This is a genomic window from Klebsiella pasteurii (genome assembly GCF_018139045.1).
GTDB classification, from domain to species: Bacteria; Pseudomonadota; Gammaproteobacteria; order Enterobacterales; family Enterobacteriaceae; genus Klebsiella; species Klebsiella grimontii.
In genome coordinates this window covers 470880-496739 of sequence record NZ_CP073236.1, presented here as the reverse complement: position 1 = coordinate 496739, position 25860 = coordinate 470880, and the positions used below count along the sequence as shown (strand labels likewise).

General features: G+C 51.7%; 23 protein-coding genes and 5 pseudogenes. 17 read left to right on the top strand and 11 right to left on the bottom strand.

Annotation, left to right across the window (positions count from 1 at the left end):
• Nucleotides 1-6: 6 nt before the first annotated feature.
• Nucleotides 7-147: pseudogene (locus KCG39_RS02245) on the bottom strand (DUF1294 domain-containing protein); the annotation flags it as partial.
• A 134-nt stretch (nt 148-281) separates the two neighbouring features.
• Here KCG39_RS02245 and KCG39_RS02240 point away from each other — a divergent pair.
• Nucleotides 282-862: pseudogene (locus tag KCG39_RS02240) on the top strand (phosphotransferase).
• A gap of 148 nt (nt 863-1010) precedes the next feature.
• On the opposite strand, the gene KCG39_RS02235 reads toward KCG39_RS02240, so the two are convergent.
• The 5 genes and pseudogenes from KCG39_RS02235 to KCG39_RS02215 all read right to left on the bottom strand — a co-directional run.
• Nucleotides 1011-1259, bottom strand: a complete 249-nt coding sequence (locus KCG39_RS02235; protein ID WP_004131487.1) for a DUF4282 domain-containing protein — start codon at nt 1257-1259, stop codon at nt 1011-1013.
• Nucleotides 1260-1568: 309 nt separating this feature from the next.
• Nucleotides 1569-1736, bottom strand: a pseudogene (locus tag KCG39_RS02230) (NADP-dependent isocitrate dehydrogenase); the annotation flags it as partial.
• A gap of 632 nt (nt 1737-2368) precedes the next feature.
• Nucleotides 2369-3061 carry an EAL domain-containing protein gene (locus KCG39_RS02225; protein ID WP_004131485.1) on the bottom strand — a complete coding sequence of 231 codons (693 nt, stop codon included), beginning with the start codon at nt 3059-3061 and terminating at the stop codon, nt 2369-2371.
• Nucleotides 3062-3416: 355 nt separating this feature from the next.
• Nucleotides 3417-4475 (bottom strand): sensor domain-containing diguanylate cyclase, encoded by a 1059-nt coding sequence (locus KCG39_RS02220; RefSeq protein WP_049114943.1) that lies wholly within the window; start codon nt 4473-4475, stop codon nt 3417-3419.
• A gap of 421 nt (nt 4476-4896) precedes the next feature.
• Nucleotides 4897-5310: pseudogene (locus KCG39_RS02215) on the bottom strand (tail fiber domain-containing protein); the annotation flags it as partial.
• 214 nt (nt 5311-5524) lie between these two features.
• Between KCG39_RS02215 and KCG39_RS02205 the strand changes: the two are divergent.
• Nucleotides 5525-6427, top strand: a pseudogene (locus KCG39_RS02205) (tyrosine-type recombinase/integrase); the annotation flags it as partial.
• A 116-nt stretch (nt 6428-6543) separates the two neighbouring features.
• Here KCG39_RS02205 and icd read toward each other — a convergent pair.
• The gene (icd, locus tag KCG39_RS02200; RefSeq protein ID WP_004131480.1) at nt 6544-7794 is read right to left on the bottom strand and encodes an NADP-dependent isocitrate dehydrogenase; all 1251 of its coding nucleotides are present in this window, start codon (nt 7792-7794) and stop codon (nt 6544-6546) included.
• Nucleotides 7795-8030: 236 nt separating this feature from the next.
• Between icd and rluE the strand changes: the two genes are divergently transcribed.
• From rluE to purB, 5 genes are read left to right on the top strand one after another with little or no spacing between them, the layout of a single operon-like run.
• Nucleotides 8031-8693 carry a 23S rRNA pseudouridine(2457) synthase RluE gene (gene rluE, locus KCG39_RS02195; RefSeq protein WP_004131478.1) on the top strand — a complete coding sequence of 221 codons (663 nt, stop codon included), beginning with the start codon at nt 8031-8033 and terminating at the stop codon, nt 8691-8693.
• 9 nt (nt 8694-8702) lie between these two features.
• A complete protein-coding gene (locus KCG39_RS02190; RefSeq protein WP_004131476.1) occupies nt 8703-9179 on the top strand; it encodes an NUDIX hydrolase in 477 nt (158 codons plus the stop codon).
• A 38-nt stretch (nt 9180-9217) separates the two neighbouring features.
• Nucleotides 9218-10324 carry a tRNA 2-thiouridine(34) synthase MnmA gene (gene mnmA / locus KCG39_RS02185; protein ID WP_004131473.1) on the top strand — a complete coding sequence of 369 codons (1107 nt, stop codon included), beginning with the start codon at nt 9218-9220 and terminating at the stop codon, nt 10322-10324.
• A gap of 59 nt (nt 10325-10383) precedes the next feature.
• Entirely contained in the window at nt 10384-11025 is a 642-nt protein-coding gene (hflD, locus tag KCG39_RS02180; protein ID WP_004131471.1) for a high frequency lysogenization protein HflD, read from the top strand.
• 3 nt (nt 11026-11028) lie between these two features.
• On the top strand, nt 11029-12399 hold the full coding sequence (gene purB, locus KCG39_RS02175) for an adenylosuccinate lyase (RefSeq protein WP_004131470.1): 1371 nt from the start codon (nt 11029-11031) through the stop codon (nt 12397-12399).
• A 54-nt stretch (nt 12400-12453) separates the two neighbouring features.
• On the opposite strand, the gene KCG39_RS02170 is transcribed toward purB, so the two are convergent.
• The 3 genes from KCG39_RS02170 to KCG39_RS02160 form a co-directional block, all read right to left on the bottom strand.
• Nucleotides 12454-12816 carry a cupin domain-containing protein gene (locus tag KCG39_RS02170; RefSeq protein ID WP_112166345.1) on the bottom strand — a complete coding sequence of 121 codons (363 nt, stop codon included), beginning with the start codon at nt 12814-12816 and terminating at the stop codon, nt 12454-12456.
• An 82-nt stretch (nt 12817-12898) separates the two neighbouring features.
• Nucleotides 12899-13705 (bottom strand): AraC family transcriptional regulator, encoded by an 807-nt coding sequence (locus KCG39_RS02165; RefSeq protein WP_112166425.1) that lies wholly within the window; start codon nt 13703-13705, stop codon nt 12899-12901.
• A gap of 80 nt (nt 13706-13785) precedes the next feature.
• Complete coding sequence (locus KCG39_RS02160) at nt 13786-15015, bottom strand: MFS transporter (protein WP_049112938.1); 1230 nt, start codon at nt 15013-15015, stop codon at nt 13786-13788.
• Between the two features lie 100 nt (nt 15016-15115).
• Here KCG39_RS02160 and KCG39_RS02155 point away from each other — a divergent pair, with 100 nt between their 5' ends.
• The 4 genes from KCG39_RS02155 (at nt 15116) to KCG39_RS02140 (ending at nt 18992) form a co-directional block, all read left to right on the top strand.
• Nucleotides 15116-15562, top strand: a complete 447-nt coding sequence (locus tag KCG39_RS02155; RefSeq protein ID WP_049112936.1) for a winged helix-turn-helix transcriptional regulator — start codon at nt 15116-15118, stop codon at nt 15560-15562.
• An 84-nt stretch (nt 15563-15646) separates the two neighbouring features.
• Entirely contained in the window at nt 15647-16321 is a 675-nt protein-coding gene (gene phoP, locus KCG39_RS02150) for a two-component system response regulator PhoP (protein WP_004101181.1), read from the top strand.
• Complete coding sequence (phoQ, locus tag KCG39_RS02145; protein WP_004131465.1) at nt 16318-17784, top strand: two-component system sensor histidine kinase PhoQ; 1467 nt, start codon at nt 16318-16320, stop codon at nt 17782-17784. Before phoP ends, phoQ begins: the two co-directional genes overlap by 4 nt.
• 86 nt (nt 17785-17870) lie before the next feature.
• Complete coding sequence (locus tag KCG39_RS02140; RefSeq protein ID WP_004131462.1) at nt 17871-18992, top strand: ribosomal protein uL16 3-hydroxylase; 1122 nt, start codon at nt 17871-17873, stop codon at nt 18990-18992.
• Nucleotides 18993-19109: 117 nt separating this feature from the next.
• On the opposite strand, the gene pepT is transcribed toward KCG39_RS02140, so the two are convergent.
• Nucleotides 19110-20339 (bottom strand): peptidase T, encoded by a 1230-nt coding sequence (gene pepT / locus KCG39_RS02135; RefSeq protein ID WP_004131460.1) that lies wholly within the window; start codon nt 20337-20339, stop codon nt 19110-19112.
• A 257-nt stretch (nt 20340-20596) separates the two neighbouring features.
• Here pepT and potA point away from each other — a divergent pair, with 257 nt between their 5' ends.
• The 6 genes from potA (at nt 20597) to KCG39_RS02105 (ending at nt 25812) form a co-directional block, all read left to right on the top strand.
• Nucleotides 20597-21733, top strand: coding sequence for a spermidine/putrescine ABC transporter ATP-binding protein PotA (gene potA / locus KCG39_RS02130; RefSeq protein WP_004131458.1), 1137 nt, complete (start codon nt 20597-20599; stop codon nt 21731-21733).
• On the top strand, nt 21717-22574 hold the full coding sequence (potB, locus tag KCG39_RS02125; RefSeq protein ID WP_004131456.1) for a spermidine/putrescine ABC transporter permease PotB: 858 nt from the start codon (nt 21717-21719) through the stop codon (nt 22572-22574). The genes potA and potB overlap by 17 nt, the downstream gene beginning before the upstream one ends.
• Entirely contained in the window at nt 22571-23356 is a 786-nt protein-coding gene (potC, locus tag KCG39_RS02120) for a spermidine/putrescine ABC transporter permease PotC (protein ID WP_004138360.1), read from the top strand. The genes potB and potC overlap by 4 nt, the downstream gene beginning before the upstream one ends.
• Nucleotides 23353-24399: a spermidine/putrescine ABC transporter substrate-binding protein PotD gene (potD, locus tag KCG39_RS02115; RefSeq protein ID WP_024359528.1), complete on the top strand. Its 1047-nt coding sequence runs from the start codon at nt 23353-23355 to the stop codon at nt 24397-24399. Before potC ends, potD begins: the two co-directional genes overlap by 4 nt.
• A gap of 184 nt (nt 24400-24583) precedes the next feature.
• Nucleotides 24584-25042 (top strand): DUF3592 domain-containing protein, encoded by a 459-nt coding sequence (locus KCG39_RS02110; protein WP_049112933.1) that lies wholly within the window; start codon nt 24584-24586, stop codon nt 25040-25042.
• Nucleotides 25039-25812 carry a TPM domain-containing protein gene (locus KCG39_RS02105; RefSeq protein ID WP_049112932.1) on the top strand — a complete coding sequence of 258 codons (774 nt, stop codon included), beginning with the start codon at nt 25039-25041 and terminating at the stop codon, nt 25810-25812. Before KCG39_RS02110 ends, KCG39_RS02105 begins: the two co-directional genes overlap by 4 nt.
• Nucleotides 25813-25860: the final 48 nt, after the last annotated feature.

The following is a 25860-nucleotide window of genomic DNA, read 5'->3' as shown; positions in this document are numbered from 1 at the left end:
ATCCGTCGCTGGCAATTTTTGCGCGCCGTAAACGAGCAGCGTCAGGATGTTGACGAGCAGAAGCCATATGGCACAGGAATGCGGGGTAAACAGGCTTCCAACCGCCGCGATGACCAGGAGCAAATAACAGAAGGGATTGAGATACATATCGGCTTCGAACATTCAGCGTTAATGTACTCTGAGAGAGTCTGCTTATAGGACCGTATTGCCTCTGTAGGTGGTTTTTCAAGCATGAGTAATAATACAGTCGGTTTTCATAAATAGTAAAACAAAGGAGTGTTATGAGTCGTATTCAGAGAGAAACGTCCTGCCCAGCCCAGCGATTAAATTCAGGTCTTGACGCTGAGCTATCTGGATATAAATGGGCACGTAATAATGTAGGCCAATCAGGTGCGGCTATTTATCGATTATATGGTAAATCTAGCGCCAGAACGGTTTCTTAAGCATGGTAAAGATACTGTAGCCGATGATATGACATATGATCCCTGTAAGACATTGCCCTTTTAACAGCGATTGCCTATTTCGGCTCGCATTGGCACAAAAACGGATGAGCAACGGGTTGGTTGATGCCAGTGATTTTGATGATCAACGCAACGGCTGGTCTGTTGAACAAGTCTGGAAAGAAATGCATAGCCTTTTACCCTTTTCACCCGATCCCGTTGTGACAGATGGTGACTTTTCACTTGATAACCTTATTTTTGGTGAAGGTGAAGTGATAGGCTGTATTGATATTGGACGAGTGGGAATCGCTGATCGCTACCAGGATCTTGCTATCCTCTGGAACTGTCCTGGTGAGTTTTCACCTTCATTACAGAAAAGGCTTTTTTAAACATATGGTATTGCTCAACCCGATAAGAAATAATTGCAGTTTCATTTGATGCTCGATGAGTTTTTTTAACGTGAGGAGGAGTGAATCATCTCGCGTATGCGGGGTAAAATAATTTCGCTCATAACAGTGTACCCGTTCTCGCAGACCTGCCATGAGCGATATTGCTCAAGTAACTGAATAGTTACTTTGACTGTTCTGAGCTCTCTGCAATGCGACGCAGGTATTCATTATTTTTGAAAGCGACCATGATGAGTTCGAACATTACCCGGCAACCAATCAGACTAAAAATTGTACCGAAAAAACCTGTGATGAATTGCCCGCTAAACATCGAAAAAACGCCACCAACGAGTATAAGCACCATAAGTAGCCAGTATAAAAAAACCAACACTCTAGGTGTAATCAGATGGTCAAAACCCAATAAATCTTTCACTTTAACTCCTGTAATAAGTTGAAATACATCCAAAATCAAATTAAATATACGTGACATATTTCAAAATGTAAATATTTTATATCAAGGATGTTCCTCGAGGAAAAAGAAGATCAGTTCATATCGATAAACGGGTATCTCGTCTTGTTAGATCCCTTTGGCTTAAAAATCAAAGTCTCGGGTGTTTCCCCGTGGATGCTGTTAGTCGGTTTTTCGATAAGAATTTTGGGGAAGATACTGGGGAAGAAACACTGACGCCAATAAAAAACGGGAGCCCGTGGGCTCCCGCTCTTACTTAACCCAAATTCTGCATTACATGTTCGCGATAATCGCGTCGCCTAACTCTGAACATTTCAGCAGCTTAGCGCCTTCCATCAGACGTTCAAAGTCATAGGTCACGGTCTTGGCGGCGATAGCGCCTTCGGTGCCTTTAACGATCAGGTCTGCGGCTTCGAACCACTGCATGTGGCGCAGCAGTAGTTAACTAATAGCATTATTACCTATTGATTTAAAGAGAAAAATAGGTGTTTTTGATATGTGGTTAATGTTTTTAGCCTAAGCTCTAACCTATTGAAATTCATTAGTATATTTTCAGTTTTGATAACTGGCTTTGAGTTTTTCAACTCATCTGGATAGTGAATTATTAGCCAATAATACTCACTCCCTGTGAATCGGGTTAAATATTTCCGGTGTTATAACTCATGATTTGAAAAGAAAATAAAAAAGCCTCGGAATCTGAGGCTTGTATTGGAACCACCAGCGCTAATATATTATTTAATTACTACCTGCCATGTAATGATTGTTCTTTTCCAAACCATCTTATTTTTTTCTTCTTTTATATGCAGAATCCTTTTCATAATAAAATATAAAATAAGAGAAAGCGCAATGATAGCAATATATGTCCCGATACCGAAAGATACCAGAAACACAACCAAGATCCCAAAGAGCGCTACCAGTAAAGATGTGCAGATAGATATCAAATTAATTGTCTTGCGTGCGTCTCTTGATACATAACCTTTAATCTTAAATGCATGGCAACTGTGGCAGTGGTCCTCATTAATTAGATTTGCACCACAAAAATGGACATTTATCATCTTTCGTTGTCATTTATTTTAAATCTCAACATAATAGTAATCACTCATCCACAACCTTCCCTGGCAAGCGCAATCAACAACAGCATGTACTTTGTTTTTTTGTTCTATTGTCTCAACTCCCTCAACAATCACGAAATTGCAGTATGATTTTACTTCATTTATTATTTTAAAGAATTCGCTCTCACTCTGTATTTCCCAGAAATAATCTTTATCAATTTTTATACATTCAAAATTAAACATATCAATAATTGTTAAACTTGTTAAGCCCCTCCCAAAATCATCCAGCCAAACTGGACACAATTTTGAAAGATACTTTAAGTCAACCATACAGCATTTAGTATTGAATTCATGAAAATGCTCGTTAATCTCAAAAGCAATGTTTTTTTGGTTTTTTAAGTAATCACTAATATATTTATCGTTCAAAATACAATCGCTAATAAGACTGTCAACATTTAACGAAACTGGCTTGAACTTCAATTTTGATGTATCAAGCCTTTCAATTGTTAATATCTGTTTCTTAAACACATCGATTTTTTCTTTATCGCTTAATGAAGTGAAACAAAAACCACTTTCATTAGCAAGGTAATCATTGCAGTCCTTTTTTTTAACATTTTTCGTGAGAATTTCCCAAGAATGAATAGAACCATCTTTTATAAAAGACGGCTCTAAAACAAATCTACAGGAATCTATTTCCACACTGTTCTTTATCATTAAAAAAACACCGGAACTAGGAATAATCCTAATCGTGTCATAATTAGAAATGAAAGAGAAATAGTTTAAAATGATCGATAACGATCGAACAATAGCCGAAACCTATCACATTTCATAAATTGATCGATTATTCAAATCAAATAACTCGAAAGGAAAAAACAAGAAACACGATCCCATTATTAATTACAATAAAATCATAGACTTATTTATATCGCTGATTTAGTGGCAGGTATCAAACGTTAGTTGAGAGGGGGGATGAGGTTCTGAATTAATTTTTCCGTATTGGCAATGCCGATCATAAACTATCTTTAAAATTTATAAGTATAAAATCATGAGAAAAGAAATCATATCATCTTTAATTATTCGGCATGCAATATCCATTTTTCCCGTTACGTTTAACTTCATATAGCATTTCATCAGCCTCTTTGATCCACTCGATGATGGATTCTTTATTTTCTGCACAAGAAATACCGATACTGACAGTACAGTAAATTTCGTTGTGAGAAGGTAATGAAAGATCTTTAATTTTTTTCTGAATTATATGAACCATAGCTATAACTAGCTTTCTATTACTATTGTTAACAATAATAGCCAACTCATCGCCACCAAATCTTGCTGGTACGTCCTTCTCGCCAGCGCACTCTCGTAATATTGTTGATATACGAGATAACACCGCATCACCTACTTCATGGCCATAGGTATCATTAATTTGTTTAAAATTATCAACATCAATGAGCATAAGATAAGAATGAATTCTCTTTTTACGCGTCGCACGAAAAGCACTTTCCATTTTCTGCTCAAAAAAACGGCGATTTGGCAGATCTAAGCCAGGATCCATCAGAGCCTGTTTTTCGAGTAACTCCCTTCTTTTCCTCAACTTTATAGATAAGTGCCTTGAAACAATACTCAGTACTATGGGATAACAGGTCGCCAGGGGTAAAGAAAGCAATACCGTTCGGGTACTGAATTCTATAGTATATCTGAAATCATTTGCTAACCAAACTGTCAGGAAACTAATCATCATCCACATTAATGCTGGTTTTAAAATTTTCCATCCACCAGCAGCATAGCGATCAGCTATTTGAACTGAGATTATGAATAATGATGGAATTGGACTAACTTGCATTACGGCTATCCAGATTCCAGCCCAGAATGAATCAAGTAACATATTCTTCTTTTCAGTACTCAGCATATCCTTCGACATCATGCTTGCAAGATAAGCAACCGATGGCCAGATGAGTGCATTCAGAATTAACAAGGCTTTTGTTATTTCTTGATGTGACTGTTCCTGGAGGACTGAATATATAGGAAGAAAGCAAAGAACGACACCAATCTGACGTAAAAAATATACTCGCTTAATGAACGATGAATTTCTATCAGATATGTATTTTTCATCCGGGAAATTTGTTAACATAGAAAGCCTATTATAAATCACTAAGAGCCGCCATCACTTTAACCCACTAAATTACAAGATAAAACCGCCCTGCATTACAAAGTTATAACACGGATATGAAAATTACAAGATTGCACATCAATTAATGATAAACGTATCAATAATAACATTTGGCATCCATTTTTTTGAATCTATCCGCACAATTTATATCTGATACTTAGTAATACCTTAGGGTTATACTCTTAAAAATGAATTCCCAGTGGAATTTAGCACTACTGCATTATTAATTTTGGTAGGTTATTAAAAAATAACACAACATCTGACCAGTAAAACTTTACTTGAACTTACTTATCGTTTACTGCAAATTATTCTGTGATGTACACAGCAATTAATGTCGTTTCAGTTGCCCCTGGCAAGTGCCTCCGGGGATTTTTTATGCTCCTCAACTTTCTAGTGCGTCAACTCGCCTAATCAAATCCTGCACAACTATTACCAAATCGGCGATGATCGACGTATAATCCACATTCATCACTCTGAGTTTTTCGCCATCAATCTCCTGCTCGATGCCGAGAAAAGTATACAGTTCGTCAGCTTTTTCAGCCTGCTGAGCGATAAAACCACGCCTCCGGCGCGTTTCGCCTTTCATATTGAACTCGCATACCCCGAGCGCATTAATGCGCCTGGAAGCCCCTTCCCGTGGTTCCGTGAATGCATCTTTCAGCCGTACATCTGAGCCAGTGGTCAGGACGTCACCCTTACCGGTGGAGATCGTGCCGCCAGCGCGAAAGATCCATGCGTCCGTCCTCCCGAAGCCATCTGCGTAAAGCACAAGCCAGTGCTCAGTCCCGACCTGCTCACCGAACAGTCGCAAAAACTCAATCGCTCTTTCACGCGCGCCGGGTTCTTCAGCGATCATTTCCTGCAGCAGCTGTACCGCGAGCGTAGGCTCCTTTCGCCCGACGATGGAAATTCCTCTGGAGACACGGCGAGAGAGTTTTATAAAATTTTTTCTCTCTAACGCACGCAGATGCAACAGGACAGCATTAGACGAGCTAACGCCGAGCATATCGGCCAGCTCAGGAAAAGCAATATCAACTAACACCTGGCTTGAACGCTACTGGAAAATTCAGCAGGAAAGATTAAGGTCCTGAGATATAAAAGAAAACACTATCAAGCAAAAAGCAAAACCAGTATCTCTACTTAAGGAACGGGTAGGAATGAAATTAATCTCCGCAGTCAATGTTCGAGATATTGCGCAAATTCTTGATGAATATTTAGCGGAGGGACAACCTAGAATGGCGCAGGTCATTCGCTCTGTCCTAATAGATGTTTTTAAAGAAGCTCAGCATGCGGAAGAAGTACCTCCTGGTTATAACCCTGCACTAGCAACTAAACAACCTCGTAGAAAGATCACTCGCCAGCGCCTTATTCTTGAGGAATGGCAAAAGATTTTTGATATAGCCTTTGAAAACCACAAATACATGGGGAACGCCATGCTTTTAGCCATAGTAACAGGCCAGAGACCAGGTGATATATCCCGTATGAAATTCTCGGACATCTGGGACGAGCATCTACACGTTGAGCAAGAGAAAACCGGAAGCAAAATCGCTATTCCATTAGCTCTGCGTTGCAACGCAATCAACTGGAGCCTCCGAGATGTAATCAGCCGTTGCCGGGATTATGCAGTAAGCCCTTATTTGGTTCATTTCTTTAGAACCACCTCACAGGCTGAGCGAGGAGCACAGGTGAAACCCAGAACACTGACCATGAATTTCAGCAAGGCAAGAGACAATGCAGATATTGACTGGGGGCAAGGTACACCGGCAACGTTCCATGAACAAAGATCGCTTTCCGAGCGGTTATATAAAGCTCAGGGTATAAACACGAAAGATTTACTTGGACACAAAACTCAACAACAAACGGATAGGTACCATGATGATCGAGGTAAGGGGTGGACAAAGGTGGCCTTATGAGGTTTTCGGGAGGGGTTTTAATAACTTGTTTTGATAAAATTTTGATAACCGTTCGAAAACTAATAATAAAAACGGGAACCACTAGGTTCCCGTTCTGACATAATCTGGGGGCCAGATTACATATTCGCGATAATCGCGTCGCCAAACTCTGAACATTTCAGCAGCTTAGCGCCTTCCATCAGACGTTCAAAGTCATAGGTCACGGTCTTGGCGGCGATAGCGCCTTCGGTGCCTTTAACGATCAGGTCTGCGGCTTCGAACCACTGCATGTGGCGCAGCATCATTTCAGCGGACAGGATGATGGAACCCGGGTTCACTTTGTCCTGGCCAGCATATTTCGGCGCAGTACCGTGCGTCGCTTCGAACAGCGCGCACTCGTCACCGATGTTCGCGCCCGGAGCGATACCGATACCGCCAACCTGCGCCGCCAGGGCGTCAGAGATATAGTCACCGTTCAGGTTCATACAGGCGATAACGTCGTATTCCGCCGGACGTAGCAGGATCTGCTGCAGGAAGGCGTCAGCGATCACGTCTTTAACGACGATCTCTTTCCCGGTGTTCGGGTTTTTGATCTTCAGCCACGGGCCGCCGTCAATCAGCTCACCGCCGAACTCTTCGCGTGCCAGCTGGTAACCCCAGTCTTTGAACGCGCCTTCGGTGAATTTCATGATGTTGCCTTTGTGCACCAGGGTCAGTGAATCGCGATCGTTGGTGATAGCGTATTCGATGGCGGCGCGAACCAGGCGTTTAGTGCCTTCTTCAGAGCACGGCTTGATGCCGATACCGCAATGTTCCGGGAAGCGAATTTTCTTCACGCCCATTTCATCGCGCAGGAATTTAATTACTTTATCCGCTTCGGCAGAATCGGCTTTCCACTCGATACCGGCGTAGATGTCTTCGGAGTTTTCGCGGAAGATAACCATGTCGGTCAGTTCAGGATGTTTAACCGGGCTCGGAGTACCCTGATAATAACGAACCGGGCGCAGGCAAACGTAGAGGTCCAGTTCCTGACGCAGGGCAACGTTCAGAGAACGGATGCCGCCGCCGACTGGCGTGGTCAGAGGGCCTTTGATAGCAACACGATATTCACGAATCAGATCAAGAGTTTCGGCAGGCAGCCAGACATCCTGGCCATAAACCTGGGTCGATTTTTCGCCGGTGTAAACTTCCATCCAGGAAATTTTACGCTCACCCTTATAGGCTTTCTCAACGGCAGCATCAACCACTTTCAGCATCGCCGGGGTCACGTCAACACCGATACCATCGCCTTCGATGAACGGGATAATCGGGTTATTAGGGACGTTCAGCTTGCCGTTTTGCAGGGTGATTTTTTGACCTTCCGCCGGAACTACTACTTTGCTTTCCATTAACCTCTCCTTCGAGCGCTTCTGGTTCTGCTCTTCCCTCTTCACGCTAGCCGGGCGTTGGCTTTATTCGCCCACTCCCGTCATCGGAATATCCCGCTAACCGGAGATTTCGCGTCCGTGTCGCCTTCCTGTAATGCGAATCGGTTTGAGCAACCTTTTTGTTAATAAGTTGTAATGAGCATGTCAATACTACCTGAATGTTTGCGTCCATGAAAGGCATTCGTAATTAGGCTATAATGCGGCAATTGATTGAGTCTGAAAATACCATGCAAAAAACTTCATTTAGAAAACATCGCGTTGAGCGATTCAGCACGCAACAAGTCACCAGACAACGCAAAGAACGCCAGCCAAAAACTGTGATCTTGTTCAATAAACCATACGATGTATTGCCGCAATTTACCGATGAAGCCGGGCGCAGCACGCTAAAAGATTTTATTCCGGTTGCCGGCGTCTACGCTGCCGGTCGGCTCGACCGCGATAGCGAAGGGCTGCTGGTGCTGACTAACGACGGCGCGCTGCAGGCGGCGCTCACCCAGCCGGGCAAGCGCACCGGAAAGATTTATTATGTTCAGGTGGAAGGTGAACCGACGGAGGACGCATTGGCCGCCCTCCGCGACGGCGTCACGCTTAATGACGGCCCCACCCTGCCTGCGGGGATCGAGCGGGTGGCGGAGCCTGAGTGGCTATGGCCGCGGAATCCGCCCATCCGCGAGCGCAAATCCATCCCCACCAGTTGGCTGAAAATCACCCTCTATGAGGGACGCAACCGCCAGGTGCGGCGGATGACCGCCCACGTCGGCTTTCCAACGCTGCGTCTGATTCGCTACGCGATGGGCGGCTATACGCTGGATGGCCTGGCCAACGGCGAATGGCGCAAAACCGACTCACCGCATACATAAGGAAAATCAATGTTTAAGCCGCACGTCACCGTCGCCTGCGTGGTTCACGCGAAAGGCAAATTCCTCGTTGTTGAAGAAACGATTAACGGAAAAGCGCTGTGGAACCAGCCTGCGGGCCACCTCGAGGCCGATGAAACACTGATTCAGGCCGCAGAGCGCGAGCTCTGGGAAGAGACCGGCATTCGCGCGACGCCGCAGCACTTTCTTCGCCTGCATCAGTGGATAGCCCCGGATCGCACCCCATTTTTGCGCTTCCTCTTTACTATCGAGCTTAACGATACGTGCGCCACCGAGCCCCATGATAGCGATATCGATCGCTGCCTGTGGCTTAGCGCTGAGGAAATTCTTAACGCGACAAACCTGCGTTCTCAACTGGTTGCTGAGAGCATTCGCAGCTATCAGCAGGATCCACGCTACCCGCTGTCGCTCATCGGTGAATTTAACTGGCCGTTTACAGGGGGTGCCTCAACCGAGGACGCGTGCTAGAATACGCCGCCTCGAAGTTCAATGTAGTGAGTATTCCAATGTCAGAAAGCCAGAAAAAAGTGATCGTCGGCATGTCCGGCGGGGTTGATTCCTCAGTTTCCGCCTACCTGCTGCTCCAGCAAGGGTATAAGGTGGAAGGCCTGTTCATGAAGAACTGGGAAGAAGACGACGGCGAGGAATACTGCACCGCAGCGGCGGATCTTGCCGACGCCCAAGCCGTTTGCGATAAGCTGGGAATTGAACTTCACACCGTCAATTTTGCCGCAGAATACTGGGACAACGTATTCGAGCTGTTCCTGGAAGAATATAAAGCCGGGCGCACGCCGAACCCGGATATTCTGTGTAACAAAGAAATTAAATTTAAAGCTTTCCTCGAATTTGCCGCAGAAGACCTCGGCGCCGACTACATCGCTACCGGACACTACGTGCGCCGCGCCGACGTTAACGGCAAGAGCCAGCTGCTGCGCGGCCTCGACGGTAACAAAGACCAGAGCTACTTCCTTTATACCCTAAGCCACGAACAGATCGCACAAAGCCTGTTCCCGGTGGGGGAGCTGGAAAAGCCGCAGGTGCGTAAAATCGCCGAAGCGCTGGATCTCATTACCGCGAAGAAGAAAGACTCGACCGGTATCTGTTTTATCGGCGAACGCAAATTCCGTGAGTTCCTTGGCCGCTACCTGCCCGCTCAGCCGGGAAAAATTATCAGCGTTGACGGCGACGAAGTTGGCGAGCATCAGGGCCTGATGTACCACACCCTTGGGCAGCGTAAAGGCCTCGGTATCGGCGGCATCAAAGACGGCGGCGAAGACCCGTGGTACGTGGTCGATAAAGACGTCGAAAACAATATTCTGGTTGTCGCCCAGGGCCACGACCACCCGCGTCTGATGTCCGTTGGGCTGATTGCCCAACAGCTGCACTGGGTCGACCGCGAGCCGGTTACGGGCACGCTGCGCTGCACGGTGAAAACCCGCTACCGTCAGACCGATATCCCCTGCAGCGTTAAAGCGCTGGATGACGACCGCATTGAAGTCATCTTTGATGAGCCGGTTGCCGCCGTGACGCCGGGCCAGTCTGCGGTCTTCTACAGCGGCGAAGTATGCCTCGGCGGCGGGATTATCGAACAGCGCTTGCCGCTGCCGGCTTGACAGACATTTTAGCCGCTGAATGCGCCGCTCGGGCATTCGACGGTTTATAAGGAGAATGTGTGGCGAAGAATTATTATGACATTACGCTGGCGCTGGCCGGCGTTTGCCAGGCCGCGCGTCTGGTTCAGGAACTGGCGCACCAGGGGCACTGCGATAGTGATGCTCTGCATGTGTCGCTGAACAGCATCATCGACCTCGATCCGGATTCAACGCTGGCGGTGTTCGGTGGTAGCGAAGCCAATCTTCGCCTCGGGCTGGAGACCCTTATTGGCGTGCTGAATACCAGCAGCCGCCAGGGGCTGAACGCCGAACTTACCCGCTATACTTTAAGCCTGATGGTGCTGGAGCGTAAGCTTGCCGCCAGCAAGGGGGCCATGGATACCCTCGGCAACCGTATCGGTGGCCTGCGCCGTCAGCTTGAACATTTCGATCTGCAATCCGAGACGCTGCTCAGCGCGATGGCCGGCATCTATGTTGATGTCATTAGCCCGCTGGGCCCGCGGATTCAGGTGACCGGCTCTCCCGCCGTGCTGCAAAGCCCTCAGGTTCAGGCGAAGGTTCGCTCTGCCCTGCTGGCCGGTATTCGCTCCGCGGTGCTCTGGCACCAGGTCGGCGGCGGGCGTCTGCAGCTGATGTTTTCTCGTAATCGTCTGGTTAACCAGGCAAAACAAATTCTTGCTCATTTAACCCCGGAGTTGTGATCTATGGAATTATCCTCACTGACCGCCGTTTCCCCAGTCGACGGCCGCTACGGCGACAAAGTCAGCGCGCTGCGCGGTATCTTCAGCGAATTCGGTTTGCTGAAATTCCGCGTTCAGGTAGAAGTGCGTTGGTTGCAAAAACTGGCCGCGCACGCAGCGATCAAGGAAGTTCCTGCTTTTGCTGCCGACGCAAACGGTTACCTTGATAAAATCGTCGCTGATTTCAGCGTAGAAGATGCTGAGCGCATCAAAACCATCGAGCGCACCACCAACCACGACGTCAAAGCGGTTGAGTATTTCCTCAAGGAAAAAGTCGCCGATGTCGCTGAACTGCACGCGGTCTCCGAGTTTATCCACTTTGCCTGCACCTCCGAGGACATCAACAATCTGTCCCACGCGCTGATGCTGAAAACCGCTCGCGACGAAGTGATCCTGCCCTACTGGCGCAAGCTGATCGACGCGGTGAAAGACCTGGCGGTACAGTACCGCGATATCCCGCTGCTTTCCCGTACTCACGGCCAGCCGGCTACGCCGTCCACCATGGGGAAAGAGATGGCGAACGTCGCTTACCGTATGGAGCGCCAGTATCGTCAGCTGAATCAGATTGAAATCCTTGGCAAAATCAACGGCGCGGTGGGTAACTATAACGCCCACATCGCCGCCTACCCGGAAGTCGACTGGCACCAGTTCAGCGAAGAGTTCGTCACCTCGCTGGGTATCCAGTGGAACCCGTACACCACCCAGATTGAACCGCACGACTATATCGCCGAACTGTTCGACTGCGTCGCCCGCTTCAACACTATCCTGATTGATTTCGATCGTGACGTCTGGGGCTATATCGCGCTCAACCATTTCAAGCAGAAGACGATTGCCGGCGAAATCGGCTCTTCCACCATGCCGCATAAAGTGAACCCGATCGACTTCGAGAACTCCGAAGGCAACCTCGGTCTGGCCAACGCGGTGATGCAGCATCTGGCGAGCAAACTGCCGGTTTCCCGCTGGCAGCGTGACCTGACCGACTCCACCGTCCTGCGTAACCTCGGCGTCGGCATCGGCTATGCGCTGATCGCGTATCAATCCACCCTGAAAGGCGTGAGCAAGCTGGAGCTGAATCAGGACCGTCTGCTGGATGAACTAGACCACAACTGGGAAGTACTGGCCGAGCCGATTCAGACCGTCATGCGCCGCTACGGCATCGAGAAGCCGTACGAGAAGCTGAAGGAGCTGACCCGCGGCAAGCGCGTGGACGCCGAAGGCATGCAGCAGTTCATCGACAGCCTGGCGCTGCCGGAAGCAGAAAAAGTTCGCCTGAAAGCGATGACGCCGGCCAACTATATCGGCCGCGCGACCACCATGGTTGACGAACTGAAGTAAACCTTTCAACCCTCTTTCCGCTCAGGAAAGAGGGTTTCTCTGCCCCCGCGTTCGTTAAATCCAGACGTCGTTCACCGCGGTCCGCTCTCCGCCCTCATGCCCGGTATTCAGGACGCCGCGCGGCTCGATCAGCATAAGTTTGGTTTCGGTTTCCGCCGAGGTTTTATGCTCAACGCCCCGAGGCACCACGATCATCTCGCCGGCCTGGAGCAGCAGATGCTTATCGCGAAAATCCAGACGCAGCACACCCTCCACTACGAGCAGGGTTTCATCGGTTTCCGGATGGCTATGCCAGATAAAGTCGCCGAGGATCCTGACCACCTTGAACTGATAATTATTCATTTCGGCCACCACCTTCGGCTGCCACTGCTCGGTGAAAAGGGTGAATTTCTGCGCGATATTAATCGATTGATACATCAGCTGACTCCTTGTGATAAAGGCTGTCAGCATAGATCCCCCCTCTCCGCAGAGATTGAACGATTGTGCAACTTGCGGCGGGTCAGGGGCGGACAAACTTCAGCCAGCGGCCCGGAGAGAGACCAAAACGGCTGATGAACTGGCGCGTCATATGGCTTTGATCGGCAAAGCCTGCGTGGGCTGCGATATCCGCCAGGTTATCCCCTGCCAGCATCCGCTGGCGGCAAAAATCGAGGCGCCGCATCATCACATAACGCCAGGGGCTGGCGCCAAACAGCGCTCTGAAATCGCGGCTCAGGCTCCAGCGGTCTCTGCCGCTGACATTCGCCAGGGTGTCGAGGGTGATGTTCTGGGCAAAACAGGCGTGGATATATTCCCGGGCCCTTTCCGCGGCAGGATAATCGAAGGCACGGCGTCGAAAGCGCTGGCCGCCGACGGCGGCCAGGGTCTGCGCCAGATCGTACAGCGCGTCCTCCTCCTCCAGAGGCGCGAAGTGGGCACTGACGTCCTTCAGCAACGGCAGCGCGGCGCGCAGCAAGCGCGGATCGCTGGAAATTCCTCCAGTGATAAAGGGCAACGGCCTGCCGCCAAGGATCTTTTGAATCAGCGCGGGCTCAATGTATACCATCCGGTAGCGAAACCCCTCCTCGGTCCCTGCCTCGCCGTCATGGACCTCATCGGGATGCAAAACCATCGTCCCACCGGGGAGGCTGTGCTGGAGGCCGCCGCGATAGTGAAAACGTTGTACGCCGGAGAGCGTCTGGCCAATGGCATAAGTATCATGCCGGTGAGGCTCATAACCGTGTCCGCCGAAGAAGGCTTCGATACGCTCAATATGCGCGGGCGACTGGGCCAGCCGGACCCAGTCCGCACATTTCTGTTGTGGCATATGATTTACGCTCCCGCGCGTCATTAAAAACAACGGCTGCTATATTACACAAAAAATTAACATCACCCACTCGCTCTCCGCTAAACTTCTCCACCATCATGGCTCGACATCACGCCCCGAGTCATCAACCAGAACAACAGCGCCAGCAGACTGACCGATGCCCCCAGCAGGCAAACGCCCTGCCATCCCGCGCGCGCGTATACCGCGGTCGTACTTACCGCCCCCAAACCGCTGCCAAGCGCATAAAACAGCATATACAGACCGACCAGCCTGCTGTGCGCTTCGGGACGGGTACGGAAAATCATGCTTTGATTGGTGACATGCAGCGCCTGACCGCCGAGATCCAGCAGCACAATGCCAGCCAACAGCGCCGCTGGCGACCATGCCATCAGCGATAAAGGCCACCAGGCCACCAGCAACATGACCAGGGCCGCGGCGCTGGTGCGCTGCCCGTATCCGCAATCGGCCCATTTACCGGCTCGTCCGGCCGCCAGGGCGCCGATGGCCCCCACCAGGCCCAGGGCGCCGATCTCAGTATGCGAAAAACTGAAGGGCGGAGCGCTCAATGGCAAAACCAGCGCGCTCCAGAAGATATTGAAGGCGGCAAACATCAGTAGCGCCAACACGCCGCGCACCTGAAGCACTTTTTCCTGACACAGCAGAGTCAGCATCGATGCCAACAGGCGCGGGTAGCTCAAGGAGGTCGACGCTACCGCTAATATCGGGAGCCGACGCCACAACGGAAGCGCAATGCCCAGCATCAGTAAAGCGGCAAAGATGTATACCCCGCGCCAGCCGAAGAGATCGCTCACGCCCCCTGAAAATACCCGCGCCAGCAACAGCCCGATAAAGACTCCGCTCTGCGCGGCGCCCACCACGCGTCCCTGTTCATGGGGCGAAGCGGCGCTGGCAGCATAGGCGATCAACCCCTGGGTCATCGCGGTACCCAGCAGGCCAACCGCAAGCATCCCGCCCAACAGCATCACGGTAGTGGATGCCATACTTACCGCCGTCAGCGCAGCGATCAGCAGAAGCACCTGCGTCGCCATCAGGCGGCGGCGATTGACTCTGTCGCCCAGCGGTACCAGCAAGAGCAGCGCCATCGCGCAGCCGAGCTGGGTCGCCGCGATCACCCCGCCAATCGCGGCGTCGCTGATGGAAAAATCTCGCGCCAGCGCGTCGAGCAGCGGTTGTGCGTAATAAACGTTTGCCACGCTCAGCCCGCTGGCGAGAGCAAACAGCCAGACCAGGCTACGCGGCATAACCGTTTCCGGGTCCATTAGCGATGGGGATAACGTTGACGCTTTCATAATTCCAGCCTTAACAATCTAGTTTCAAAATAAAACCAGTTGTAGGCTAGAACAGGGAGTTTTAAAATGCAACTAGTTTACCCGACCGTTTGGAGAGCCCATGCCAGCGCGTGAAAAAATTACCAACCAAACCTGCCCCGTCGCCCGAAGCTTGGATATTATCGGCGATCGCTGGTCCTTGTTGATTGTGCGCGACGCCTTCGATGGCCTGCGGCGCTTTAGCGATTTCCAGCGAAGCCTCGGTATGGCGCGTAATATTCTCTCTGACCGTCTGCACAAACTGGTAAACTCGGGTATCCTCACGACGCAATCCGCATCGGACGGCACGGCTTATCAGGAATATGTTCTGACGGCAAAGGGGGAGCGTTTGTTCCCTGTGGTGGTTGCGCTACGCCAGTGGGGAGAGCAGCATCTGTTTGCCCCTGACGAACCCCATTCCGTCCTGATCGATAAACGTACGCTGCGCCCGGTTCCCATGATGTCGCCCGCGACCGAGGACGGACTCGTTCTGACGTCTTACGAGACTGAGGTACAAAAAATCAAATAAAATTCTTTATTTAACAGCTGTTTATGTTAAAGGTGTATAATAAGAGCTAAACTATTCAAATCATAAATAAAATGGAGAACGGGCATGCGCGTACTCGTGGTTGAGGATAACGCTCTCCTGCGCCATCACTTGAAAGTTCAGCTGCAGGAGCTGGGACATCAGGTCGATGCGGCGGAAGACGCAAAGGAAGCGGATTACTATCTGGGTGAACACGTTCCGGACATCGCCATCGTCGACCTTGGCCTGCCGGATGAAGATGGTCTTTCGCTGATTCGTCGCTGGCGCAGCCACGACGTGTCGGTGCCGGTGCTGGTGCTGACCGCGCGCGAGGGCTGGCAGGATAAAGTCGAGGTTCTGAGCGCTGGCGCGGATGATTACGTCACTAAGCCGTTCCATATCGAAGAGGTCGCAGCCCGCATGCAGGCGCTGCTGCGGCGTAACAGCGGCCTGGCATCACAGGTCATCTCCATACCCCCTTTCCAGGTAGATCTGTCGCGTCGCGAGCTGTCAGTCAACGACCAACCCATCAAGCTGACGGCATTTGAATACACCATTATGGAAACCCTGATCCGCAACCGGGGCAAAGTGGTCAGCAAAGATTCGCTGATGCTGCAGCTCTATCCCGACGCCGAGCTGCGCGAAAGCCATACTATCGACGTGCTGATGGGACGACTGCGCAAAAAAATACAGGCTGAATATCCGCAGGATGTGATTACCACCGTGCGCGGCCAGGGCTATCTGTTCGAACTGCGCGGATGAAGGGGCTACTGCGGCATATTTTGCCGCTGTCGTTGCGCGTCCGCTTTCTGCTGGCAACGGCAGCCGTGGTGCTGGTGCTATCGCTTTCCTATGGCATGGTCGCGCTGGTGGGATATAGCGTAAGCTTCGATAAAACCACCTTCCGCCTGCTGCGCGGCGAGAGCAACCTGTTCTATATGCTGGCAAAATGGGAAAACAACACCATCGAAGTTGATATTCCCGAAAACCTCAATATGCAGAGCCCCACGGTAACGCTGATTTACGACGCTCACGGCCAGCTGTTGTGGGCGCAGCGCGATGTACCGTGGCTGGTCAAGCGCATTCAACCTGACTGGCTCAAAAATAACGGCTTTCATGAGATTGAGGCCGATGTAGACAGCAGCAGTATGCTGCAGCACAACAACCATGAGATTCAGCAGCAGCTGGACGCCATCCGGGAAGAGGACGACAGCTCCGAGATGACCCACTCGGTGGCGATCAACATCTATCCGGCCACCAGCACCATGCCGCAGCTCAGTATCGTGGTTGTCGACACCATTCCGGTGGAGCTGAAGCGCTCCTATATGGTGTGGAGCTGGTTTATTTACGTCCTGGCGGCCAACCTGCTGCTGGTGATCCCGCTATTGTGGGTCGCGGCGTGGTGGAGCCTGCGCCCTATCGAATCGCTGGCCAAAGAGGTACGCGAACTGGAGGAGCATCACCGCGAGATGCTCAACCCGAACACCACCCGGGAGCTTACGCGGCTGGTCAGCAATCTCAACCGCCTGCTAAAAAGCGAACGCGAACGCTATGATAAATACCGCACGACGCTGACCGACCTCACTCACAGCCTGAAAACCCCTCTCGCGGTGATGCAGAGCACTCTGCGTTCTATGCGCGGCGAGAAACTGAGCGTCAACGAAGCAGAACCGGTGATGCTGGAGCAAATTAGCCGCATCTCACAGCAGATTGGCTACTATCTGCACCGCGCCAGCATGCGCAGCGGTGGTTCGCTGCTCAGCCGCGAACTGCACCCCATCGCTCCGCTGCTCGATAGCCTGACCTCGGCGCTGAACAAAGTCTATCAGCGCAAAGGCGTGAACATTACCCTGGATATCTCGCCGGAGATTAGCTTTGTCGGCGAAAAGAACGATTTTATGGAAGTCATGGGCAACGTCCTCGACAACGCTTGCAAATATTGCCTGGAGTTTGTGGAAGTCTCCGTTCGTCAGACCAACGACAACCATCTGCATATTCTGGTTGAAGATGATGGCCCGGGGATCCCTGCAACGATGCGCAGCGCGGTGTTCGATCGCGGCCAGCGCGCCGATACGCTGCGTCCCGGACAGGGCGTGGGCCTCTCGGTTGCCCGCGATATCGTTGCCCAGTACGACGGACGTATCCTGGCCGAGGACAGCCTTCTCGGCGGTGCCTGCATGGAAGTGATTTTTGGCCGTCAGACCCTCGAAGATAAAGAGAGCTAAACCAATCAGTTTTTTAACGGCGCCTGCATCATGCTGGTGCCGCATCCGTTATAATCCCTATCAGACACCTGCTGTGGAATATAAATATGGATTATCAATTAACGCTTAACTGGCCCGACTTTATCGAACGCTACTGGCAAAAACGCCCGGTAGTGCTGAAACGGGGCTTTGCTAATTTCGTCGATCCGTTAAGCCCGGACGAGCTGGCCGGACTGGCGATGGAGAGCGAAGTCGACAGCCGCCTGGTCAGTCATCAGGACGGTAAATGGCAGGTTAGCCACGGCCCCTTTGAGAGTTACGATCACCTGAGCGAGAATAACTGGTCGCTGCTGGTACAAGCGGTTAATAACTGGCACCAGCCAACGGCGGCGCTGATGCATCCATTCCGCGCCCTACCTGACTGGCGCATCGACGATCTCATGATCTCGTTTTCCGTCCCCGGCGGCGGCGTCGGTCCGCATCTCGACCAGTACGATGTGTTCATCATTCAGGGGACCGGCCGCCGCCGCTGGCGCGTGGGCGAAAAAGTGCCGATGAAACAGCACTGTCCGCATCCGGACCTGCTGCAGGTCGATCCGTTTGAAGCCATTATTGATGAAGAGATGGAGCCGGGCGATATCCTGTATATTCCGCCGGGATTCCCGCATGAAGGCTACTCGCTGGAAAATTCGCTTAATTATTCGGTCGGCTATCGCGCGCCAAACGCCCGTGAGCTCTTCAGCGGCTTTGCCGATTACGTTTTGCAGCGTGAACTGGGCAGCCAGCGCTACGCCGATCCGGACGTACCGTCTCGCGACCATCCTGCCGACATTTTGCCGGTTGAACTGGATCGTTTGCGCGAGATGATGCTGGGGCTGATTAACCAGCCGGAGCACTTTAAGCAGTGGTTTGGCGAGTTTATCACCCAGTCCCGTCACGAACTGGACGTCGCGCCGCCGGAGCCGCCGTATCAGCCGGATGAAATTTACGATGCGCTGCAGCAGGGGGACAAGCTGTCGCGGCTCGGCGGCCTGCGCGTGCTGCGGATTGATGGCGAGGTATTCGTCAACGGCGAGAAAATCAACTCTCCGCACCGCCCGGCGCTGGATGCTCTGGCGACTCACCTGACGCTAAACGCAGAGCATCTTGGCGATGCGCTGGAAGATCCCTCCTTCCTCGCCCTGCTGGCCGCGCTGGTCAACAGCGGCTACTGGTTCTTTGAGGACTGAGTCATCTGTTTCGCCCGGTGGCGGCTGACGCCTTACCGGGCCTACAGGATGGTATTCTGCATTTGCCTACCGTACCGTCAGTTTCACCAGCTCACCGGGCCCGTAGCTCTAGAACCTTTACGCGCCGCGTTTCGCCGTCAGCTCAGCAATGCGTACAATCACCTGCACCGCCTTCTCCATGCCTTCAAGCGTCACAAACTCATGCTTACCGTGGTAGTTATAGCCACCGGTAAACAAATTCGGGCATGGCAGGCCCATAAAGGAGAGCTGCGCGCCGTCGGTACCGCCGCGAATCGGCTTCAACTGCGGTTCAATATCGCAATCCACCATCGCCTGGCGGGCGATATCGACGACGTGCGGGTGCGCCATCACCTTCTCATGCATATTGTAATAGCTGTCCTCAATCACCAGCTCGATATAGCAATCCGGATGAAGCCCTTTGCCGACCTTTTTGGCAATCTCCATCATCTTGCGCTTGCGAGCCTCAAACTGCTTCCGGTCGAAATCGCGGATGATGTAGTGCATATCTGCCCGATCGACGGTGCCTTTAATGCTAGCCAGATGGTAGAAACCCTCGTAGCCTTCGGTGGTCTCGGGCGCTTCGTCCGCAGGCACCTCGGCATGAATGCGCGTCGCTAGCGATAGGGCATTCACCATCACCCCTTTCGCCGTGCCGGGATGAACGTTATTACCCACGATCTTAATCGTCACCGAGGCGGCGTTAAAGTTCTCGAACTCCAGTTCACCCACCCCGCCGCCGTCGACGGTGTAAGCCCAGCGCGCATCGAATGCCGAGACATCAAAATGCTTCGCTCCTTTACCCACCTCTTCATCCGGCGTAAAGGCGACGCGGATATCGCCGTGTGGAATATTCTTCGCCTTTAGCGTCGCCAGCGCGGTCATGATTTCCGCGATGCCCGCTTTATCATCCGCGCCGAGCAGCGTTTTGCCATCGGTGGTGATCAGCGTCTGCCCGAGCAGCTGGTGCAGCACCGGGAACATCACCGGGGAGAGAACCTCGTCTCCAATACCGAGAGCGATATCACCGCCGCGGTAGTTTTCGACGATCTGCGGATTGACGTTCTTACCGCTGAAGTCAGGTGACGTATCGACATGGGAAATAAAACCAACGGCCGGAATATCACCCTCAACGTTAGCCGGCAGGGTGCCCATGACTGTCCCTTTCTCACTCAGCGTCACGTTTACCAGTCCCATTTCTTGCAGCTGCGCCTGAAGCAGACGTAACAGCTTCCACTGACCTTCCGTGCTCGGTACCTGACGCACGCCAGGCTTCGACTGTGTGTCTAAAGAAACGTACTGCAAAAAACGCTCAAGCAATTTATCCATGTAGCCACCCTCTTCTTTTGTGACAACATTATTGATAAGCCGGAAAAGACAAATATTGCGTCAGGTCATTTTTAGCCCGGCAAATGAGAATTTAATACATTTCGCACGATAATGTTGTAAAGGTAGCTCATCATGGCGCATCAATCATTGGCGATTACAATCGTTTGCCGTAGAATGCTCGGCCTTATTATTTTATGTGTCAAACCAAAGGTGGTTAACCACAAACCCCGCATCGGTAAGCTTTCCGCTGCGTCTACATGGGACAGAGTCAAAAATTGAATACACAACCGCGTTCGCGTTCTCCGCTGGTTCAGCTAGCGGGAATTCGCAAAAGCTTTGATGGTAAAACGGTAATATCCGACCTCAATCTGACCATCAACAACGGTGAGTTTCTCACCCTGCTTGGCCCCTCTGGCTGCGGTAAAACAACCGTTCTTCGTCTTATCGCTGGCCTGGAAAGCGTCGATAGCGGCCGAATCCATCTCGAAGATCACGATATCACCCATATCCCGGCGGAAAACCGCCACGTTAACACCGTCTTTCAAAGCTATGCGCTGTTTCCGCACATGACGGTGTTTGAAAATGTCGCCTTTGGCCTGCGTATGCAGAAAACCCCGGCCGCGGAAATTACCCCCCGCGTCCACGACGCCCTGCGTATGGTGCAGCTTGAAACATTTGCCCAGCGTAAACCGCATCAGCTCTCCGGCGGCCAGCAGCAGCGCGTCGCCATCGCCCGCGCGGTAGTCAACAAACCGCGCCTGCTCCTGCTTGATGAATCCCTCTCCGCGCTTGATTATAAACTACGCAAGCAGATGCAGAATGAGCTGAAGGCGCTGCAGCGTAAGCTCGGCATCACCTTCGTCTTTGTGACCCACGATCAGGAAGAGGCGCTGACCATGTCCGACCGCATCGTGGTCATGCGCGAGGGTAAAATTGAGCAGGACGGCACGCCGCGGGAAATCTACGAAGAGCCGAAAAACCTGTTTGTCGCCAGCTTTATCGGCGAAATCAACATCTTCAATGCCACGGTTATCGAACGGATCGACGAGCAGCGGGTGCGCGCCAGCGTCGAAGGCCGCGAATGCAATATCTACGTCAGCTTCGCCGTTGAAAAAGGCCAGCGGCTTAACGTTCTGCTGCGTCCGGAAGACCTGCGCGTGGATGAGATCCACCACAGTAATGACGCCGATGGCCTGATAGGCTATATCCGCGAACGCAACTATAAGGGCATGACGCTGGAATCGGTGGTTGAACTGGAAAACGGCAAAATGGTGATGGTCAGCGAATTTTTTAATGAAGACGATCCTGATTTTGACCACTCTCTCGATCAGAAAATGGCCATTAACTGGGTAGAAAGCTGGGAGGTTGTGCTGGCCGATGAAGAACACCAGTAAATTCCAGAATGTGGTGATCGCCACCATCGTGGGCTGGCTTGTGTTGTTCGTCTTTTTGCCCAACCTGATGATCATCGCTACCAGCTTCCTGACCCGCGACGATACCAACTTCGTCAAGCTGGTCTTTACGCTGGATAACTACGCGCGCCTGCTCGACCCGCTTTACTACGACGTGCTGCTGCATTCGTTGAATATGGCGCTGCTGGCGACGCTGGCCTGCCTTGCGCTCGGCTACCCTTTCGCCTGGTTCCTGGCGAGACTGCCGGAGAAGGTGCGCCCGCTGATGCTGTTTCTGCTGATCGTACCGTTCTGGACCAACTCGCTGATTCGTATCTACGGGCTGAAGATTTTCCTCAGTACCAAAGGCTATCTCAACGAATTTTTGCTGTGGCTGGGGGTCATTGATACGCCGCTGCGCATCATGTACACCCCCTCGGCGGTAATTATCGGCCTGGTCTATATTCTGCTGCCGTTTATGGTGATGCCGCTCTACTCCAGCATCGAGAAGCTCGACCGCCCGCTGCTGGAAGCGGCGAGAGATCTTGGCGCCAGTAAGCTGCAAACCTTTATCCGCATCATCATTCCGCTGACCATGCCGGGCATTATCGCCGGCTGCCTGCTGGTGATGCTTCCGGCGATGGGGCTGTTTTACGTTTCCGACCTGATGGGTGGCGCGAAGAACCTGCTGATCGGCAACGTGATTAAGAGCCAGTTCCTCAACATTCGCGACTGGCCGTTCGGCGCGGCAACCAGCATCACGCTGACGCTGGTGATGGGCCTGATGCTGCTGATTTACTGGCGCGCGGCGCGCTTATTGAATAAAAAGGTGGAGCTGGAATGATTGGTCGACTGCTGCGCGGCGGCTTTATGACCGCCATTTACGCGTATCTCTACATCCCCATTATTATTCTGATCGTTAATTCGTTTAACAGTTCGCGCTTTGGCATCAACTGGCAGGGCTTCACCACCAACTGGTATAGCCTGCTGATGAATAACGATAGCCTGCTGCAGGCGGCGCAGCACTCGCTGACCATGGCGGTGCTGTCGGCCACCTTCGCCACCCTTATCGGCTCGCTGACCGCCGTAGCGCTCTACCGCTATCGCTTTCGCGGCAAGCCGTTCGTCAGCGGGATGCTGTTCGTGGTGATGATGTCGCCGGATATCGTGATGGCGATTTCGCTGCTGGTGCTGTTTATGCTGATCGGCATTCAACTGGGATTCTGGTCGCTGCTGTTTTCGCATATCACTTTCTGCCTCCCCTTCGTGGTGGTCACGGTGTTTTCGCGCCTGAAAGGCTTCGATGTGCGCATGCTGGAGGCCGCAAAAGATCTTGGCGCCAGCGAATTGACCATTCTGCGAAAAATCATTTTACCGCTGGCGCTGCCCGCGGTCGCGGCGGGGTGGCTGCTGAGCTTTACCCTGTCGATGGATGATGTGGTGGTTTCTTCGTTCGTCACCGGGCCGGGTTATGAGATCCTGCCGCTGAAGATTTATTCGATGGTTAAAGTTGGGGTATCGCCAGAGGTTAACGCGCTGGCGACCATTCTGTTAGTTCTGTCGCTGGTGATGGTTATTGCCAGCCAGTTAATTGCACGTGATAAAACTCAGGGGACGTTAAAATGAAAAAATGGTCACGCCACCTGCTCGCTGCGGGCGCTCTGGCAGTCGGGATGAGCGCCGCGCATGCGGACGATAGCAAAACGCTCTATTTCTACAACTGGACCGAGTATGTCCCGCCGGGGCTGCTGGAGCAGTTCACCAAAGAGACCGGCATCAAGGTTATCTATTCGACCTACGAATCGAATGAAACCATGTACGCCAAGCTCAAAACCTATAAGGACGGCGCCTACGACCTGGTGGTGCCATCCACCTACTTCGTTGACAAAATGCGCAAAGAGGGCATGCTGCAGAAGATCGATAAGAGCAAGCTGAGCAACTTCGGCAATCTCGATCCTGAAATGCTCAATAAACCCTTCGATCCGAACAACGACTACTCTATTCCGTACATCTGGGGCGCGACGGCTATTGGCATCAACAGCGACGAGATCGATCCCAAAACCGTCACCAGCTGGGCGGATCTGTGGAAACCAGAGTATAAGAGCAGCCTGCTGCTGACCGACGACGCGCGCGAAGTGTTCCAGGTCGCGCTGCGTAAGCTGGGTTACTCCGGCAATACCACCGACCCCAAAGAGATCGAGGCGGCCTATAACGAGCTGAAAAAGCTAATGCCAAACGTCGCGGCGTTCAACTCGGATAACCCGGCGAACCCGTATATGGAAGGCGAAGTGAACCTCGGCATGGTATGGAACGGCTCCGCGTGGGTCGCGCGTCAGGCCGGTACGCCGCTGGAAGTGGTGTGGCCGAAAGAAGGCGGTATCTTCTGGATGGATAGCCTGTCGATTCCGGCAAACGCCAAAAACGTCGATGGCGCGCTGAAGCTGATCAACTTCCTGCTGCGCCCGGAAATCGCCAAACAGGTAGCGGAAACCATCGGCTACCCGACGCCAAACCTGGCCGCGCGTAAAATGCTGAGCCCGGAGGTCGCCAACGATAAATCGCTCTACCCGGACGCCGCAACGATTCAGAAAGGCGAATGGCAGAACGATGTCGGCAGCGCCAGCACCCTATATGAAGAGTATTATCAGAAACTGAAAGCGGGTCGTTAATCGCGCCAGCATGCCGGGCATCGGTTAAGTTGAATACCCAAAATAATTCGATTTGCATCACGGCGGCAACTAAACGCATCCCCGGGAGCGTACAAACAGTACGTGACCGGGGTAAGTGCAGGTAGCCAACAAAGATGCAGCTTGAAGTATGATGGGTATTAATGTGTTACAAGGATAAGTACACATGAAACAAGATGGTAAAGTCCTTTATTATATCTTCCTCAGCATTGGCATCGTGATGATGCTCATCTCCGCCGCTATTTTTTATTATCAATATCGCTCTACCAGCAACGTTATCCATACCACCGGTATTATCGTTGATACCGAATTGCGCAGAAGCAACCCCAACGCCAAAGGGACAAAACGCAACAAAGCCACCTGGCGTCCCGTTGTCGCCTTCCGCCCGACGCCGGATTACACGCTCATTTTTAAATCAAAGTTCGGAAATTCCCTTTATGAAAACAGTGAAGGAGAAACCGTCGACGTTATTTACCCTCCTGGACAACCGCATCAGGCCAGGATCCATAGCCCGTGGATGAATTTTTTTAAATGGGGTTTTTTAGGTCTTATTGGCATCATTTTTACTGCGGGTAGCCAGCTTATTCGCCCTTCCTCTAAAAAGAAACGGAGGGTAGTCCAGTGAGGAAGTTAATTACCCTATTGTTCTGTCTTTCGATATTTCATCCTGGTTTCGCAGCGTCAACGCCTGACATCGAAGGATACTTTACGGATACTACCAATACGGTCTCCAGTAAGAGCGACATTATCCAGCGCGCTGAGCGTTTCAAAAAGCAAACAGGGATCGCGCCGTTTATTCTGTTAACCACGCAAGAAACCCTTTTGCAGGCGAAAAAAACACAACTACTGCAATCGGCAAAACGACTGGCTGACGAAAATCAGGGCTTCCTGCTGCTGATTATCACTACCGACAGCCGCCAGATTGAACTGATTGGCGACCCGAAAGCACAATCACGCCTACGGGACAGTCACGCGGCCTTAATCATTGAGAATCACACCCTCGCCTACTGGCAGAATGGTCTGTGGTTCCAGGGGCTCAATACCGCGCTGGACGTACTACAGGCGGCGCTATTACAGCAGCCCACTCCACCGCTCACCTGGTATGCTTCGTCGGATGCGCCCTACAAAGACGATTTGCCCGGCCATCCGCTCGGTTTTCTCTTCTGGGTGCTGGCGTTTATGGCCTTCACATGGTGTTTCCGCTTCACCACCCGCTGGCGCTATGCGCTGAAGTTCACGCTGGCAATGACGGTAGCTAACCTCTTTTATCAGGCGGTATGCCTGTACTTCAGCAGCGGCGGCTTTTACCTGTATAAAATCGTCCCCCTGTGGGCGATAATGATAGGCTTCAGTACGTTTGTAGCCACCTGGCTGTGGACGCGTAAACGACGCTGAATTTAGCTTTTCGCCATTCTGAATGAGAGTGAAATGCGGCGGGCGGCT